Origin of the sequence: Pedobacter africanus (genome assembly GCF_040548825.1) — a bacterium.
Lineage (GTDB): Bacteria > Bacteroidota > Bacteroidia > Sphingobacteriales > Sphingobacteriaceae > Pedobacter > Pedobacter africanus_A.
Window position 1 is genome coordinate 913,951 of sequence record NZ_JBEPSL010000003.1, and the last position, 18,175, is coordinate 932,125.

Consider the following 18,175-nt stretch of genomic DNA (forward strand, 5'->3'; position numbering starts at 1 on the left):
CATTGAAAACGAACCGAAACGAATTATGCCAGTGCAGGAGTGGGCTTAAATATAAAAAATGCTGTATGAACAAACCAGTAGATAATGAGCAGACCATCTTTTCCATTGCTACCATATGTGGTTTTTTAAAAACCGGACTTGAACATTTAGATACTTTTCAAGGCAACGTGAAAAATGTTAACGTGAAACAAATCATGTTAATGAATGAGGACACACTTTTATGTGAATTTTATCCGCTTGGTTTACATTCTTTTGAAGTTAAACAGGAAATGGCTGTTATTATGAGTTTTTTTTCTGCTTTTTTTAAAGACGACCCTTATGAAGGAATGCACTTCCGGTATTTTGCGATTAGGGCGTTTGATCAGCAGGAAGATGAATTGATGTATGCAGTATCATCTAGAGCTTCTGCGGCTACGATCTCCAATGGAAACTCCATTGAGTGGTTGCGGACGACTTTGTTCCAAGAAAATACCCATGATTACAGACTTTCCAGGGCTAAAGCCATCATTTCTGATATCGAGAATGCGTTAAGGACAGTGATCAAGAAGATTTTATTTAAAAAGTTTGGTTTGGACTGGTGGAACCTGGGGATTGATAAAACTTTCGGAGATCCTGTGAAACGAATTTATGCTAACCAGTTTGGTGATTCAGTAGAAGTTGGGGAAGTGCTGATCAATTATACTTTTACGCTGGATCTGAAAAAGATAATCAGTGCTGACTGGGGGCGTTTCAAACATTTGTTTGATAAAAAAACAGCATTTGAAGACGCAATGGTAGAACTAAATGTGATCAGGAGAGAGGAGGCACATAATAGACCTATTAGCCGTCAACATCTGGATGACCTCGATCGTCTTTATAAAGAGCTACTTTCTGGAATCGAAGTTCACTATCCCGATACGGTTTTGTCTTATCTGGCGGAAAACTGGAAAACAAAGATCGCCGCGATTTTTACAGTACAGCCGAAAATAACCTATACATTAGAAGAGTTTTCTGTTTTGGATGACGAGGGAAAACGACTGCTGATAATTAAAGACTGCAGGCAGCAAATAGAATACCTAGATAATCAGCTTACAAAACTCAATTCTCTAATAGTACCCGTTTCAAAAATCATAAAGCATAAAGAAATGACGGATTTACTGGTGGGGTATCGAATATTACAGGAGCAAAAACTAAATTGTGCTTTAAACCGAACCTGGGAAGAGGTTTCGACTATATTGACTAATATTGAGTTGCAAGGACAGAAGATGAACGTGTTTTCGAGGCAACTTCTTTTGGAAGAAAGTTAATCGGAATCAGCCATTTTTAGGCGTAAGGTGTGCATTGATTTTCGCCTGAACATGTGCTTTGGTTAGTGGGTCAGGATAGGGAATTTCAACAAGAGTAATATTTTATCACAAGATTCAATAGCTGCTTTAAGGTGTGCTTAACTATTAAAACGTACAGGATTTATATATAGGATATGAATAATGCCTTTTCTCCTTATGATTTATGTCCGTGTGATAGTGGATTAAAGGCTAAGTTTTGTTGCTTAGAAGGAAATCGATGGAATAAGAAACCTGTTAGATTAGTTGGAGACGAGCCAATTACTGGATATTCACACAAAGGCTGTTACGCAAATAAAACAAATGATTGCAGCACTAAAATTTCTAAAGAACATTTGATCTCAAACTACATTTTAGCTAATTTAGGTAATGCCAAAGTCGTAAAAATACAAGGACCACCGTATGGCAAGCCTGGAGAAGTAAAAATCATGCCTAAGGCAGGTTTAGTTGCTAATGTTCTATGTGTTCGTCACAATTCCTTATTATCACCTTTTGATACTGAAATTGGTAAATTCCACAAAACTTTTAATAAGTATGAGAAGGGGTTAAATATTGAAAAACCAGTCAATGATATTTCTATTTTTTGTGGTGAAAACTTAGAAAAATGGATGCTGAAAACAGCATGCTCATATATAGCTTCTAAACAAATCTATAGTGGTGATAAAAAGATTGAATGTGAGATGAAAGATATCTATGTAGATATCCTTTATAATGACAAACCTCTTCCAGAGGGTTGGGGATTATACGTTGATGCAGCGGAGGGAACAATTCAAACTCACAACTATATTGCTCCAAGTTTCATAATTAGAGATAGCACCTTAATGGCGGTTAAGATGATAATTCATAGCTTAGTTTTTTACTTAACATTGGATAATCCTCAAACTATAAGAAAAGGTTTGATTTATCGTCCAAGAGGCATAGAGATCAAAAAAGGCAATATAAAAAAGGTAATGGAGATTTGTTGGCAGGATAAAAAATATAATCAAGGAGTGTTTTTAACACATACTAGAAATATTAGTAGAACTCCTGAAGAATGGGATGAATGGGTTTTCAATAAAGATGATAAGTTATAGAGGTTTATAACACACTATCATAAAAGGTTATTTAGTGCCAAAATTCTTGGTGGTCGTTTTGGAACGTTTCCGATTCTTTTACTTTCTTTTTAAATAATCTAAACATAAGGTGGCTCTAATTAAGCTAATATAATTTGAATATTTTATATTCAATGAAAAGCGAAAGTTATGATTGTTCTGGAAGTACCAACGCAGCCAATAACCTCAAATCATGCAGAAAAAGGTTCGAAATAAGTACAGGGAAGACGACACAATTATTAAATCCTGTAGGTTATAGCTTACGGGATTTTTTGTTTTCAGCATTTTTAATTCCATCGATACGGATAGCTCCCAAAATATTACCCTTATATTTGATGAAAACAGATAAATTATAGAAAATTCAGTATGCGTATACAAACCTACGATATCATCCCGGTTCTGCAGGCTTATGTAAAACTGATATGTACCATGGATTGTGACGATGATACCGAGACAAGCCATATTCGTGTACTTCCCGATACTTGTGCGGAACTGTTTTTAAATTATACCAATACGCCTGTTGCCCACATTGGTGGCGAATTACATCAACGCAGTATAGTTACTTTCCGGATGAACCAGTCTATGGATGTACAGATGCGTAAGGGTGCAGGGGTTGTTGCCGTTTGTTTCCATCCGGGTATGGCGTATAGGTTTATTCAAATCCCGATGCATGAATTGTCAAACACTACGACCGCCCTTGCTGATGTATGGCATGATACGGCCACAGCGCTGGAAGAAAAGATGGCAGGTGCCGCATGTAATGAGGACCGCGTAGACCTTATCCAGCAGTACTTGTTTGGGCAACTGGCTTATGCTAAGGATGATTTGCATATGACCCAATGCCTGAGCGCAGCACAATCTTCTGGCGGATTGGTCCCTGCAAGGCAGCTCGCATCTGATACCGGCCTTAGCCAGCGTCAGCTTTCCAGGAAGTTTCAGGAACAGGTGGGCTTGTCACCAAAGGAATACCTTCGCGTCTACAGGTTCATACGTTCACTCGATCACCTGAAAAGGCATCCTGTACTTTCACTTACCGAAATAGCCTGCAAAAGTGGTTATTACGATCAGGCACATTTTATTCGCGATTACAAGGACTACACAGGTTATACACCGCGACAGGTAGTGTTGAACCCGGATATTTTATATTGATGTCCGTTTTGTACAATTAACTGCAATTGAACCTGCGCATTTTTGCAATATAAATATAAACAACATGCGAAAATTAATATTAGGATTGGCCATCACATTGGATGGGTACATCGAAGGGCCCAATGGCGAATATGACTGGTGCTTTACTGATCAGGACTATGGATTAAACGAATTTTTTAAGCGTATCGATGCCATTTTTATTGGCCGTAAGAGTTACGAAATGATGCAGCAGTATAGTGAAAGTGTTGATGGAGAGGCAGTACCAGGGATGCCTGCATTTACGGAGTATGTATTCTCTACAACGTTGAAAGCTGTAAAGGAAGGGGCGATACTGGTATCGGGAGACAGTATTTCGGAAGCGAGAAGGTTAAAAAATCTGCCAGGGAAAGACATCTGGCTGTTTGGTGGTGCTTCGTTATTTAGCGCCTTGATGAAGGAGGGGCTGGTTGACGAATTGTGGCTGTCTGTGCACCCGATTTTGCTGGGCAGCGGCAAAACCCTGTTCGGGAAGCAGGGTGGAAGGCGCAAACTCAGCCTTCTGGAAAGTAAAACATATGACACCGGGTTGGTGTCTATACGTTATGGTGTCGAAAATAACCCAATACCTGAATAATAATGAAAAGACTGAATAGGGTTACTGAGAGAGCTCAAATACAAATTTCGGGTTCTGATAATCGATAGGCGCATTTTTCCTGAAATAGCGCATGTTCATATAAATTTCTGTCTCACCTTCACCCATAATCAACCTGTGCCCTTTCTTTAGTAAGGCTATTGGAATGGTATGCCAGGTTTCTATTCCATAATGGCGATAACGATAGGTGCCTCTCAGTGTATCACCTTTTATAATTCCTGTTACATTCCCGGAATCTGTATAAAGTCCTTTATAGTTGATCTCAAGCTGACCATAAAATTCTTTTTCTGTCAGATGGATATTGAGCATAGCGGTATCTGTTGTATGGATAGCACGGTACAGCGTTTTATGATCAGGAGCTCCATTCCGGCAAGCACATAATACAGCAACTATAACTAAGCAAAGCGGTTTTATCATTTTGTTAAGTATCGTTCAAATATAGATGATTAGGTGCAGGGTGCCAATAGAAAAGGTCTTGATCTCTATTTTAATGCCGTTTTATAAAAATATTTTTAAAAAAAATTTGATCATTAAATATTAATATGTAAATATGTATGTACAAACTGTTGCCGTCAGGTAACACAAACCAAATTAAACTCAATTAAATTATGAACCAAAGTATCTTTTCCTGCTTTAGAGTGAGATATCTCTTATGCATTTTTTTACTAGGTGTCGGTGTACAAGTATCTATAGCCCAAACTGATGGATTTACCATTCAGGGCAAGGTAAAAGATGCGGGTGGACTTGGACTTCCGGGAGTAAGTGTGTTGCTTAAAAACAGTAAGGCAGGCACAACTACCGATGCTGATGGCAATTATGCCATCAAAGTAACAGATATTAAAGGAGTCCTTGTCTTTTCTTTTGTAGGTTTTTTAAAGACCGAAGTAGAAATTAAAGGGCAAAAAAAAATTGATGTTACCCTGCAGCAGGATAAAAGTGAACTGAACGAAGTCGTCGTAGTTGCCTACGGTCAGCAAAAAAAAGAAAGTATGGTCAGTTCCATTACTGCCATTAACCCTAAGGAGATAAAAGGGCCTACCAGTAACCTCACTACCATGCTTGCCGGAAGGCTGTCTGGTGTGGTAGCTTATCAGAGAAGCGGCGAACCAGGTGCTGATAATGCACAGTTCTTTATCCGCGGGATCACCACATTCGGATCTGGTAAAGTGGATCCCCTGATCCTGATCGATGGTATGGAATCTACAAATACTGCTTTAGCCAGATTACAGCCCGACGATATTGCAGGTTTTTCTGTACTTAAAGATGCTGCGGCTTCTTCATTATATGGGGCAAGGGGGGCAAATGGAGTTGTGCTTGTAACTACAAAGTCTGGTGTGGATGGAAGAGCGAAATTTAATTTCCGGGCCGAGAATTCGGTGTCGACCAATACACAAAATTTTAAACTGGCTGATAACATTACTTATATGAAACTGGCCAATGAAGCCGTGTTGACCCGTACTCCTGGTAATGCGCTCCCTTATACTCAAAATAAAATTGATGGTACGATAGCAGGAACCAATCCTTATTTATATCCCAATAACGACTGGGTTGACCTGCTGATTAAAGATCACACTATGAACCAACGTTTCAATATGAACATGAGTGGCGGGGGCAAGGTGGCTCAGTATTACATTTCAGGAACTTATAATCAGGATAATGGTGTGCTAAAAAATGACGATAAGAATATTTTTAACAATAACATCAAACTTAAGAGTTATGAGGTGAGGTCTAACGTGAATGTGAAGTTCACGCCAACTACCGACGGGATTGTGAGAACTTCCGGAGCTTTTGACGATTACACCGGGCCCATTGGCGGCGGAGCTGCTATATTTAATAGTGCCATGGGGGCCAACCCTGTTATGTTTCCCGCACGTTTCCCCTCCTCAGACCTGCCTAGTGCCAAGCACCCGATTTTTGGGAATGCTTTGCTGGGACCTGGAGAAGAATTGTATGAAAATCCATATGCTTCGATGGTTTCCGGATTTCAGCAGTATAATACTTCTAATCTGAATGTGCAACTGGAGGTGAAGCAGGACCTTAAATTTCTTACCGAGGGCCTTAATGCCCGGTTTATGGCGTACACACAGCGCTATTCTTATTTTAGTTTAAGCAGGCAGTACAATCCTTTTTTTTATTCTTCCAATCCTACCAACAGTTCCCCGGCTGGCTATACACTGAATTTCCTGAATGAAAACAAGGCTACTGAATATTTGAATTATTCGGAAGGAGGGAAAGTTGTCAATACCACAACCTATGCGGAAGCGGCGGTAAATTACAACAGGACTTTTGGAGAAAAACATAATTTGAGCGGCTTAGTTATTGGCATCATCAGAAATTACCTGAACGGCAATGCACAGGAGCTTCAGCTGGCTCTCCCTTTCAGAAACCAGGGGATATCAGGAAGATTTACCTATGGATATGACAACCGGTATTTATTTGAAACTAATTTCGGTTACAATGGATCTGAAAGGTTTGCGGCAGACCATAGGTTTGGATTTTTTCCGTCAATGGGCGTAGCCTGGAATGTAAATAATGAAAAGTTCTTTAAGCCGCTTACCCAAACCATCAACAAATTGAAATTCAGGGCCACTTACGGACTTGTAGGAAATGACCAGATCGGAAATCCGAACGATCGTTTCTTTTACCTGTCTAACGTAAATATGAACAGCGGTCCCCGCGGAGCAGTTTTTGGAGAGAATTATGGCTATTCCAGGCCTGGGGTTGCTATTTCAAGGTATTCAAACAACGATATCACCTGGGAGAAAGCGAAGATCACCAATATAGGGATGGATCTCGGGCTCTTTAATGCCTTGAATGTCGTGGTTGACGTTTACAAACAGCGTAGGAGCAATATTTTAATGCAGCGGGTGTACATTCCAACCACTTTAGGCCTAACTGCCCCCATTAGTGCCAATGTTGGCGTGGCAGAGGGTAAGGGTGTTGATGTGGCTATGGATTACAACAAAACCATTGGCCGTGCCTGGCTGCAGGCAAGGGGTACATTTACTTTTGCCACAAGCAAGCTGCTGGTCAACGAAGAACCGGAGTATCCGGAAAATATGTGGTACCTGTCAAGGGTTGGTCATTCTCTGGGCTTAACCTATGGTTTGATAGCAGAAAGGCTGTTTGTGGATGACGTTGATGTTGCAAATTCACCAAAGCAAAACTTTGGTGAGGTTAGGGGCGGTGATATAAAATACCGCGATCTGAACGGGGATGGACAGATTACCAATCTGGATATGATAAACGGTCTTTCTCATCCTGTAACTCCCGAAATCACCTATGGTTTCGGCCTTTCTGCCGGTTATGGCAATTTTGACATCAGTGCATTTTTTCAGGGTTCCGCAAGATCTTCCCTGTTTATAGACCCCAAAGCAATTTCACCATTTGTAATGAATGGGAGCCGCCAGAATGGTTTGCTGGATGTGATTGCCAAAGACCACTGGTCTGAAGACAATAACGATTTATATGCATTCTGGCCAAGATTAAGTTCAGATGGAAATACAAATAACAATCAGCCTTCCACCTGGTGGATGCGCAATGGGTCTTTCCTCAGATTAAAAACTGTTGAACTGGGCTATAATTTTAATGCAAAAATGCTTAAACGGCTAGGGATTGAGGGATTGAGACTGTATGCCAACGGAAGCAACCTGTTTCTGATCAGCGGATTTAAAATGTGGGACCCTGAACAGGCCGGTAACGGTTTGGGCTATCCGCTTCAAAAGGTATTTAACATGGGGCTTAACGTACAGTTTTAACCCTTTAAAACTATTTAAAATGAATATTTTATATAAAAACATCAGCCGCATAGGCTTTCTGTTATTGATCATCTGTGCCGGATGCAAGAAAGGTTACCTGGACGTGGTACCTGATAATGTGGCCACCATTGACAATGCATTTTCAAACCGTACCGAGGCAGAGAAATTTTTGTTTACCTGTTATTCTTTTCTGCCAAGGGAAGGCAATCCCGACATGAACCCTGGTTTTAATGCCGGGGACGAAACATGGACCTACTGGCCAATGACCATGGACTTCTTTTCTTTGGACTCCTATCAAATTGCAAGGGGAGAGCAAAACAGGGTCAACCCAAAGATGAATTACTGGGATGGTTTTGATGACCGTTCAATGTGGCAGGGCATCCGGACCTGTAACATATTTCTGGAAAATATAGATAAAGTTACCGACCTGCAACCTTATGTAAAAGATCGCTGGATAGCCGAAGTCAAATTTTTAAAGGCCTATTTCCATTGGTATCTGTTCAGGATGTACGGGCCTATCCCTGTTGTCGACCGGAACCTGCCGATTTCTGCCAGTCCGGAAGAGGTAAAAGCAGCCCGACAGCCTGTTGATTCTGTGGTGAACTACATTTCAGACCTGCTGGATGAGGCCAGCTCCGGAAATGCCAATGTTGGTTTGCCTAGTAAAATTTCCAATGGGGCTTCAGAATATGGCCGGATTACCAAGGTAGCTGTACTCGCTATCAAGGCAAGGCTGCTGGTTACTGCGGCAAGCCCGTTGTTTAATGGTAACCCGGATTTCGCAAGTCTTCAAAATAAAGACGGGAAGGCACTTTTTAATCCTGTTTATGACGCAAAAAAATGGGAAAGGGCGGTTGTTGCCTGCAAACGGGCTATCGATGAGGCCCATGCTGCCGATGTGAAATTATACCGTTTTGTAAAAGATATAGGAACTGTGGATGAGGCTACGCAGATTGAAATGAACATACGTAACACAGTTTGTAAAAAATGGAACAGTGAGCTGATCTGGGGAACGACTTCCGGAGGTACAAACCCTACTTATTCTTTACAGCTGTTTGCCTGCCCGGTGTTGAACCCAAATGACATCAATAAAGAGCTGAGGGGTAAATTTGCACCTACCATGAAAATGGCCGAACTTTTCTATACAAAAAACGGGGTGCCTATAGAAGAAGACAATACCTGGGATTACGACAACAGATTTAAACTTAGAACTGTTGAAACACAGGATATACAGATGCAGCCTGGATACCAGACCACCTCACTGCATTTTGACAGGGAACCTCGTTTTTATGCCGATATGGCTTTCGACGGTTCCAAATGGTATATGGAGAACGGAACCTACAACATCCAAAGTAAGGCTGGTGAACATAGTGGAAAAAAACAGGTGCGGGCTTATTCTATCACCGGTTATTTTACCAAAAAACTGGTGTCGCCTGCCATGGTGGCCACCTCAACTTCGCTGGTTGTAGAGTCCTATCCATGGCCGGTTATGCGCCTGGCGGATCTGTACCTTTTGTATGCGGAAGCACTGAATGAAACCGGGAATGCTGCAGCAGCACTCCCTTATCTGAACCTGATCAGGGACCGCGCCGGTCTGAAATCAGTAGAAAGCTCCTGGTCGAATTACTCCAGCAAGCCCAATAAATATACGAATGCAGATGGAATGCGTGACATTATCCGACAGGAACGTGGAATAGAGCTGGCCTTTGAGGGGAGCCGTTTTTGGGACCTTAGAAGATGGAAAACAGCAGCCAGGAACCTGAACCAGCCCATTTATGGCTGGAATATCCTTCAATCCACCATCGAGGAGTACAACAGCAGGGTGTTACTTTTTAATCAGTCTTTCAATAGTCCGAGGGATTATTTCTGGCCAATAGGAGAGTATGCCATACAGGTTAATCCAAATCTGGTGCAAAACAAGGGCTGGTAATTATCAACAACAATTCAATTTAAAATATAAAATTATGAAACAACTGTTATGGCTTTTTTATATCGGATTGTGTTCAATGGTTGTGTTTTCCTGTAAGCAGGACGTGCCGGGGCCAATAGATAATGATGGGGTTGCACCGGGACCGGTGAGCAACATTCGGGTGAAAAATTTAAACGGAGCGGCAGAAATTACCTTCGATGTACCTCCTGCAGAAGACCTGTTGTACATAAGGGCCGTATATACAACGCCTAAGGGAGAGATCAGGGAAACGAAAGTAAGTCGCTTTAACAATAGTTTAACCGTGGTCGGCTTCGGTTCTACCGATCCTTGTCAGGTGAGTATTTATGCGGTTGATAAAGGAGAGAATGCTTCGGAGCCGGTGCAGGTTACTGTAAATCCGAAAACGCCGATCATGAAAATTGTGCGCGATGGCATTACCGCTTCTGAAGAGTTCGGTGGTATCAATGTAAAGTTTGAGAACAAAACGGAGGCCGATCTGGCCATAGTGGTACTGGCAAATGACTCTCTAGGTCATTTTGTGCCCGCCAGAACCTACAATACCAAACAGAAGCTAGGCGACTTTAGTGTAAGGGACCTTAAAGCAGAAAAGGCAAGGTTTGGTTTTTTTGTCAGGGACCGCTGGGGTAATTTATCCGATACCCTGTACCTGGAACTTAAACCACTTTTTGAGACCAAATTTGATTTCAGAAAAATGCGGGGGCTGATGCTGCCTACCGACGCCGGCCTGGGATATGGCGGTAAAATTGAACCGCTATTTGATGGTACCAACTATGGGACCGCTTACGAAGGTTTTTATCATTCAAATGATGCTGCAAGAATGCCGCAATGGCTGAGTTTTGACATGGGGATTACGGCCAAGATAAGCCGGCTGGTGTATTACATGAGACCCGGATACTTTTACGACTGGCATGGTCCGCGCGATGTGGAAATCTGGGGTACCGCAAGTACACCTGCAGCCGACGGAAGTTTTAACAACTGGGTTTTGCTGGCTACCCATAAGCAGGTGAAAGTTTCTGGATTACCGAACGGGCAGTTGTCGCAAACCGATATTGAAAACGGCAATGCCGGTGAATCTATTGCCATTCCGGCAAGCGCACCCAGGGTCCGGTACATCAGGTTTAAAACACTGAGGAACTGGACAGATGGCACCTATGTGAATTTTAATGAAATCTCGGTGTGGGGCGATCCAAATTAAGTGGTCTTTAAGTATTAATAGAAAATTATGAAACTAATAAAATATAGCTGTTGCTTTTTTCTCCTTTCATGGGGGTTGTTTTTTGCCTCATGTACCAAAGAAGATTACTATAAGGAATTTATGAAAGGCGGGGAAATTGCCTATGCGGGAAGGGTTGATTCTGTTGTTGTCTATTCGGGTAACAAGCGCATTCAATTGTCACTTTTTCTTGGCAACGACCCGCTGGTTACAAAAGTGAAAGCTTTCTGGAACGACAAACGGGATTCGGTTGAAGCGGTTGTTAAACCGGAGCACATCAAGAACAAACTCGATCTCATTATTAATAACCTGGCCGAGGGAAATTATAATTTCGTAATTTATACCTACGATAAAAAAAATAATCCTTCTGTTATTTACAATGCCTCGGGTGAGGTGTTTGGGGCAAGTTACCACGAATCTGTGGTGAACCGGAGACTGGAGAGCATGCAATATAGCAGCGCTGATACCAGGTTAAAGATGAATTGGGTAAGTGCCAACCTTGGGGATATCGGCACTGAGGTAAATTATACAGGTCAGGATGGTACCAGTAAAAAAGTAATTGTTCCGGCAAAGGATGCGGTAAGCTATCTGGAGGACTATAAAGAGGGCAGTACCCTTACCTATAAGACATTGTACAAGCCGAACCCCTTGTCTATTGATGTGTTCTCTAAGGATTATGCGTCAGCAATTATACCTTTTTTTGAACGTCAGATGGATAAAGCAGGGTTTAAGCTTCTTGTGCTCCCTACTGATGCCACCACTGCGCACGGCTGGCTTATGCCTAACATGTGGGACAATAAATATGACATCCCGGGCTTTGCAACCATCAACAGGATGCCGCAATGGTTTACTTTTGATATGGGGTCTGCAGCCTCAATAAACAGGTTTAAGGCCTGGCAGTCACCAGACCGGCTTTATGCACAGCAGAACTTAAGAAAGTTTGAGATCTGGGGAAGCAACAATCCAAATTCTGATGGCAGCTGGACAAGCTGGACTAAGCTTGCCGATTGCGAGTCTGTTAAACCATCCGGCCTGCCTTTGGGACAAAACAGTGGTGCCGACATCGCTTATGCAAATGCGGGTGAAGAATTTTTACTCCCTCCAGGTTCACCAAAAGTAAGGTATATCCGCATCAAAGTGCTTGAGACCTGGGGCATTGATGCCTTTGCCACAATAGCTGAGCTTACATTCTTTACACGCGACCGATAGTTTTTTAATATTTTAACCCACAATATAATACAACACACAAATGAAAGTAAAAATAGTATTGTTAACAATGCTGGGTGCCTTTGTTTCAGGTAAAGGTATCAGAGCACAGCAGAATTTGCCCGGAGAGATGTCGCAGAAGATAACTTTCGTTAAACCTATGGCCGATTCTGTAAAAGGAATGGCAGAGCGTCTGGTAAAAAAAGGTTTTACTGCCGGCGATGGGTATGGCGAGGTATGGATAAGGGACCTGAATACCTTTATAACGGTTGCGGCTAAAGTGAATGATAAAGAGCTGATAAAAAAGCATTTGCTTACCTTTTTTCAGTTTCAGCAGCCTGATGGTGCAATTCTGGATGGCTATATTCCGGTAAAAAAAGGAGGTGTCCCCTATAACTATTACCATTCAGACCTGGCCCCGGGGTATGCCGGGCATAAAAATACGGTAGAGACCGATCAGGAGACTTCGCTTGTTCAGGCAATTGCAAAGTACGTAAAAGGTACCCGTGATAAAGGTATCATGAAAGAAATGATTGGCGGGCTTACCGTACAAAAAAGACTGGAACAAGCCATGCAGTTTCTACTGACCAAAAGGTTTGATCAGAAACACGGGCTTTTGTGGGGGGCAACTACGGTTGACTGGGGTGATGTACAGCCTGAGCACAACTGGGGTGTTGAGCTGGATTCCAGTTCGCACCTGGCTATTGATGTTTACGACAATGCCATGTTTGTTATTGCCATCAATGACTTTCTCGAGATTGCCGCACTTTCTGCAAAAGAACAAAAACACTGGAAGGGCATCAGCGCCAGGATTGCTGCCAATACACGTAAACATCTTTGGGATAAAAAGAACCAGAAATTTATACCTCATATTTATTTAAATGGTTCTCCTTTCCCTGCCGGTTTTAATGAAGACGAGATCTATTATCATGGCGGAACCGCTGTTGCAATAGAAGCCGGGCTTTTAAGCAAAGAGGAAGTGAAAACGGCCTATCGAAAAATGCAGGAGAATGTTAAAAAAGCCAATGCAGCCACCATCGGCCTTACCATCTACCCCGTATATCCGAAAGGTTACTTTAAAAATGGCGGTATGGGGCCTTATTCTTACCAGAATGGGGGCGATTGGACCTGGTTTGGCGGGCGTATGGTTTCCCAGCTGATCCGTTATAACCTGCTTGAAGAAGCATGTGAAGCCCTGGAGCCAATGTTAGATCGTGTAATTAAAAATAAAGGCTTTTACGAATGGTACACGCCAGATAATAAACCGCAGGGCTCTGCCAGTTTTAGAGGGGAAGCCGGAGTGTTATGGAGTGCGATAACAGAACTGGAAGAGAAAGGGGTTAAATGATCAAAGGGGCAATAGCCCCTTTTTTATTATCCTCTTCTGCTTTCCACAGCGTAAATAAAGCTATCCGCTTTATAATACCCCAGGTTATATTCTATAGGACGCTCTGCCTGATCATACACGTATCGCTTTCGGAACAAAATAGGGCTGCCCGGCTCTGTTTCCAGTTTTGAGGCTATAAACTTATCTGCAGCTATTGCACTGATTTCTTCTTTTGAAAGTTCGGCAATGATGTTGTAGTCGGTTTCCAATATATCATAAAGTGGTCTTTTGAAGTCTTCGTCGCCGGTTAGGCCTGTACGGGGATGGAAGTAGGATGCAAAATACACAAAAGGGCCTTCAGGCTTTCCGCGTAAACGCTCCAGCTTTAATATTTTCTGGTCAGTTTTAATGTTAAAAAAATTGGCAATGATTTCTGTTGGATAAATCCAGCTTACATGAAGTTCAAAATTTTTGATGGGAATGCCCCTGGCCTGCATTTCCTGCGAGAAACTGAGCCAGTTTGCAGATTTCGAGCTGATCTGTGTATCTGCGACTTTGGTTCCTACTCCTTTTTTCCGGATCAACAGACCTTCGTAAACCAGTTTGTTTAAAGCCTGACGTAATGTGGTACGGGATATGGCCAGCTGGTTGGCAAGATCAATTTCATTGGGTAAAAGCTTTCCGTCCTGAAATTCCGGCAGCTTAATCATTTTGCGCAATAACTCCTCAGCCTGAATGTGTAGGGGGATCGGACTTTTATGGTTGATCGCTATCTTCATGTCTGTTTTTCTATCCTAGTTAATGTAGGGATAAGCACAAAATTATGAAAATATATTTGCAAATAATTAATAAATTACTATGTTTGTACATATAGCATTTCATGTGCTTTTTTATCTGCTGATTTGTTCTTGAAATCCATATTTAAGTATTTAAATGATTATTTTATGGATTTTATATGTTTGTACATGTTGGTTTGTGGTAATTGATGACAACACACGAAAATATGATTGAAGATTCTGAAAATACGATAAAGGCCCGGGCGCATCAGCAGTTTGACCTAAACAGCTGGAGAGCGAGTTTGCAGCCTTTATTACCCCTAGATGCAGGTAAGCTGACCGGCGCTAAAAATTATGAGCCGACGCCCTTTTTTAGCCTGGGCGACCAAAAGATTATAAACGGTTTTGACAGCCTTGCTGAATGGATCATTCAGCAAACAGTTGTGCTTATTGATGGTTATGGCGGTATATTTTTTAATGAGATACAACAGCGGCTTCAAACTGTGTTTGAAGCGCGTGGCTTTACTGTAAAATGGCAATTTACAGCAGATTACCTGAAGCCGGAAGCAGACCTTGAGGCCCTGGTTGCGCCTTTCCTGGGCGGTGAAAATGAAGTATGGGGCAGGAAGACCGGTCTTGAATTGAAGGATTTTTTCAATTACAACGAATTGTCTGGCTTACAGAAAGATGAAACCAAAGCGCTCAATATCATTATAGGTGCAGGAGCAGGATTAGTGGAGCTGGACGCTCCTGTTATCTATTTTGAAATACCCAAAAACGAGATTCAGTACCGGATGAGGGCAGGTGCCATCAGTAACCTGGGCAGCAGTATTACCAATGCCCCCTTTTACATGTATAAACGGTTTTATTTTGTAGACTGGGTGGTATATAACAAACACAGGTCGGCATTGCTGAGCAGGATCTCTGTTATTGCCGATGGACAGTGGTTTGATACACTGAACTGGATCTTTAAGCAGGATCTGGAGCAAGGACTGAGAAAGATGAGCCATGCTGTTTTACGGGCAAGACCCTGGTTCGAGAGTGGTTCCTGGGGCGGACAGTGGATGAAAAACAGATTGGAAGGGCTCAATACCGAAGAAGTTAATTATGCCTGGTCTTTTGAGTTGATTACACCAGAAAATGGGCTGATATTGGAAAGCGAAGGTAAGCTGCTGGAAATATCTTTCGATCTTTTAATGGAGTTGGAGTCTAAAGCTATCCTGGGCAGGCATGCTGCGCAGTTTGGAACTTATTTTCCAATCAGGTTCGACTTTCTGGACACCTTTCAGGGAGGTAACCTATCCATTCAATGTCATCCTTCAAAATCATACATCAGGGAGCAATTTGGCGAGATGATTACACAGGACGAAACCTATTACATTATGGATTGTGAGCCAGGTGCTAAAGTCTACCTCGGGTTTCAGGAAGATATTGATCCTGCAGCTTTTCGAAAGGCCCTGGAACATAGCCAGCAAACAAACGAGAAGATTGAAGTGGAAAGGTATGTGCAGAGTTTTCCCGCTCATAAACATGAATTGTTCCTGATCCCTAATGGAACTGTACACAGCTCGGGCGTAAACAACCTGGTGCTTGAAATCAGCGCAACACCATATATTTTTACGTTTAAGATGTACGACTGGCTTGCCCTGGGGCTTAATGGAAAGCCACGTCCTATCAATATAGAACATGCGTTTAATAACCTGCGGTTTGAACGAAGAGGGAGTAAAGTTGCTGAAGAACTGATCTCTAAACAAAATGTACAAGAAAAGGGGCCGGACTGGAGATTGATAAAGCTGTCGACCCATAAAGACCATTTTTACGAAATAGAACGGATAGAGTTTGATACGGAATTTACTTTTGATACAGATGATAAATGTCATGTACTGATGCTTGTAGAGGGAACTGCAATTTCAGCAGAAGTCAGGGATGCCGGTTCGTACAGGTTTAACTATGCGGAAACATTTATTGTGCCTGCGGCAACCGGCAGCTGCAAACTCATCAATCATGGGCTGCAGCAGGCCAAAGTGATTAAAGTTTTCCTGAAGCATAACATTCAGTTATAAATTTACCAACCATAAAGATTAACCTGACCAAACAGAACCCTATGCATAAAAATAATAAAGTTTACCTGGGCTTAGTTACCCTTGTCGCTTCTCTGGGCGGACTGCTCTTTGGCTTCGATATGGCCGTAATATCTGGTGTACTGCCATTTGTGGAAAAGAAGTTTCAACTAACGGCCTTTTACGAAGGTTGGTTTGTTTCTTCAGCTCTGGTAGGATGTATCCTGGGGGTTTCATTTTCCGGGAGCCTGAGTGATAAAATAGGACGCAAAAAGCTATTGTTCATCTCGGCAATACTATTTCTGATCTCAGCAATAGGTTGTTCTGTAGTCAACTCGCTCGATTGGCTGATTACTGCCCGTTTAGTTGGGGGCATAGGTGTAGGTGTTGCCTCCATAGTTGTGCCATTGTACATCTCAGAAATTGCGCCGGCTGCCATCAGGGGCCGCCTTGTTACCTGCTATCAACTGGCCATTACAGTTGGAATTTTACTGGCTTACATCTCAAATTCTCTTTTATTGAATTATTCAGCGCATCAGACTTCTGCTGGTTTTTCTGATCTTATCGATCTTATTTACGTTAAAGAGGTCTGGCGCGGAATGTTCAGCATAGGCGGATTGCTGGCCATACTCTTTTTGATCGGGTTGTTTTTTGTTCCTGAAAGTCCGAGATGGCTGCACAGAAAGGAAAACAGACTGGAGGAGACAGGTGCTGATGATACCGGTTCCTACAAAGAACTGTTTGCCCCGAGGCTCAGAAAAGCTTTGCTGCTAGGTATTCTGCTACCTTTATTCTCTCAGTTGAGTGGTATAAATGCAATCATTTATTATGGCCCTTCTATTTTACATGATGCAGGGATTGCTTTGGAAAATTCATTTCTTGGGCAGGTTATCTTCGGCGCAGCCAACCTGGTGTTCACTTTTATTGCCATTTGGAAGGTGGACCAATGGGGCCGGAGGCCACTTTACCTGGTTGGGACCATAGGCGCATTTGCCAGTCTTTTTGTTACAGGTTTTCTTTTTTGGCAGGGACTGACTTCAGGTTTGCTCCTGGTAACCAGTGTTACTGTTTTTCTGGCCTGTTTTGCATTTTCTATAGGTCCTTTGAAATTTGTGGTGGCCTCCGAGATTTTTCCAACAAGGATACGGGGCAAAGCTCTGGGTATTAGTATTATGGTAATGTGGGTTGCCGATACGATTATGGGACAGGTAACACCTCTGCTGTTAAAATATGCGGGCACGCCGGCTACGTTTTTAGTGTTTGGTTCCTTTTGTCTCATTGCTTTTATAACCGTTTATAAATTACTGCCGGAAACAAAAGGGAAATCTTTGGAAGAGATCGAATCTTTCTGGTCTTAGATTATTTTTATGTTTAATTAGCTTAAAAACACACGCACACAAATGAAATTGACTTATTTAAGGTTCGGAACAACAGCATTGGTCTTGTTGTTTGGAACCGTTGTGGTATCGGGGCAGGACCTGACCACCCTGTCTGAGTTCAGCCTCAACGACCTTTCTGCTTTTAAAAACCCGGGCAGCAGCTGGACCTTAGCCGGTTCGGTAACAGCAAACCTGAGTGCAGCAAATGAATTGCTACCTGTAAAAGGATCGGGGACACTGATCAATAACCCCGGAAAAAAAGGCCATGGCAGCGATCTGTTTAGCCATGCTGTTCATGGGGATATGATCCTT

At 42.3% G+C, this 18,175-nt stretch carries 13 protein-coding genes and 1 pseudogene; 12 read left to right on the plus strand and 2 right to left on the minus strand.

Features of this window, described 5'->3' with window-relative positions; genetic code table 11:
• Nucleotides 1-2 precede the first annotated feature (2 nt).
• From ABIE26_RS19700 to ABIE26_RS19715, 4 genes are all read left to right on the plus strand, one after another.
• Nucleotides 3-1,286: an SEC-C domain-containing protein gene (locus tag ABIE26_RS19700; RefSeq protein WP_310145087.1), complete on the plus strand. Its 1,284-nt coding sequence runs from the start codon at nucleotides 3-5 to the stop codon at nucleotides 1,284-1,286.
• A gap of 173 nt (nucleotides 1,287-1,459) precedes the next feature.
• Nucleotides 1,460-2,395 carry a hypothetical protein gene (locus ABIE26_RS19705; protein WP_310145089.1) on the plus strand — a complete coding sequence of 312 codons (936 nt, stop codon included), beginning with the start codon at nucleotides 1,460-1,462 and terminating at the stop codon, nucleotides 2,393-2,395.
• A gap of 384 nt (nucleotides 2,396-2,779) precedes the next feature.
• The gene (locus ABIE26_RS19710) at nucleotides 2,780-3,562 is read left to right on the plus strand and encodes an AraC family transcriptional regulator (RefSeq protein WP_310145091.1); all 783 of its coding nucleotides are present in this window, start codon (nucleotides 2,780-2,782) and stop codon (nucleotides 3,560-3,562) included.
• Between the two features lie 64 nt (nucleotides 3,563-3,626).
• Complete coding sequence (locus ABIE26_RS19715) at nucleotides 3,627-4,175, plus strand: dihydrofolate reductase family protein (protein WP_310145092.1); 549 nt, start codon at nucleotides 3,627-3,629, stop codon at nucleotides 4,173-4,175.
• Between the two features lie 21 nt (nucleotides 4,176-4,196).
• Here the strand turns inward: ABIE26_RS19715 and ABIE26_RS19720 are convergent, their stop codons facing one another.
• Entirely contained in the window at nucleotides 4,197-4,502 is a 306-nt protein-coding gene (locus ABIE26_RS19720; protein WP_354376243.1) for a hypothetical protein, read from the minus strand.
• Nucleotides 4,503-4,801: 299 nt separating this feature from the next.
• Between ABIE26_RS19720 and ABIE26_RS19725 the strand changes: the two genes are divergently transcribed.
• Genes ABIE26_RS19725 through ABIE26_RS19745 form a run of 5 tightly spaced genes read left to right on the plus strand, consistent with a single transcriptional unit; the run spans nucleotide 4,802 to nucleotide 13,669 of the window.
• Nucleotides 4,802-7,951, plus strand: a complete 3,150-nt coding sequence (locus ABIE26_RS19725; protein ID WP_310145096.1) for a SusC/RagA family TonB-linked outer membrane protein — start codon at nucleotides 4,802-4,804, stop codon at nucleotides 7,949-7,951.
• Nucleotides 7,952-7,970: 19 nt separating this feature from the next.
• Nucleotides 7,971-9,881, plus strand: a complete 1,911-nt coding sequence (locus ABIE26_RS19730) for a RagB/SusD family nutrient uptake outer membrane protein (RefSeq protein ID WP_310145097.1) — start codon at nucleotides 7,971-7,973, stop codon at nucleotides 9,879-9,881.
• Nucleotides 9,882-9,915: 34 nt separating this feature from the next.
• Complete coding sequence (locus ABIE26_RS19735; protein WP_310145098.1) at nucleotides 9,916-11,097, plus strand: DUF4959 domain-containing protein; 1,182 nt, start codon at nucleotides 9,916-9,918, stop codon at nucleotides 11,095-11,097.
• A gap of 27 nt (nucleotides 11,098-11,124) precedes the next feature.
• The gene (locus ABIE26_RS19740; protein ID WP_310145100.1) at nucleotides 11,125-12,324 is read left to right on the plus strand and encodes a DUF4998 domain-containing protein; all 1,200 of its coding nucleotides are present in this window, start codon (nucleotides 11,125-11,127) and stop codon (nucleotides 12,322-12,324) included.
• A gap of 40 nt (nucleotides 12,325-12,364) precedes the next feature.
• The gene (locus tag ABIE26_RS19745) at nucleotides 12,365-13,669 is read left to right on the plus strand and encodes a hypothetical protein (protein ID WP_310145101.1); all 1,305 of its coding nucleotides are present in this window, start codon (nucleotides 12,365-12,367) and stop codon (nucleotides 13,667-13,669) included.
• A gap of 26 nt (nucleotides 13,670-13,695) precedes the next feature.
• Here ABIE26_RS19745 and ABIE26_RS19750 read toward each other — a convergent pair whose 3' ends face one another.
• Complete coding sequence (locus ABIE26_RS19750) at nucleotides 13,696-14,427, minus strand: GntR family transcriptional regulator (RefSeq protein ID WP_310145102.1); 732 nt, start codon at nucleotides 14,425-14,427, stop codon at nucleotides 13,696-13,698.
• A 224-nt stretch (nucleotides 14,428-14,651) separates the two neighbouring features.
• On the opposite strand from ABIE26_RS19750, the gene ABIE26_RS19755 reads away from it, so the two are divergent.
• From ABIE26_RS19755 to ABIE26_RS19765, 3 genes and pseudogenes are all read left to right on the plus strand, one after another.
• The gene (locus tag ABIE26_RS19755; RefSeq protein ID WP_310145103.1) at nucleotides 14,652-16,487 is read left to right on the plus strand and encodes a class I mannose-6-phosphate isomerase; all 1,836 of its coding nucleotides are present in this window, start codon (nucleotides 14,652-14,654) and stop codon (nucleotides 16,485-16,487) included.
• Nucleotides 16,488-16,528: 41 nt separating this feature from the next.
• Nucleotides 16,529-17,842 carry an MFS transporter gene (locus ABIE26_RS19760; RefSeq protein ID WP_310145104.1) on the plus strand — a complete coding sequence of 438 codons (1,314 nt, stop codon included), beginning with the start codon at nucleotides 16,529-16,531 and terminating at the stop codon, nucleotides 17,840-17,842.
• Nucleotides 17,843-17,884: 42 nt separating this feature from the next.
• Nucleotides 17,885-18,175 (plus strand): annotated as a pseudogene (locus ABIE26_RS19765) (3-keto-disaccharide hydrolase); the annotation flags it as partial.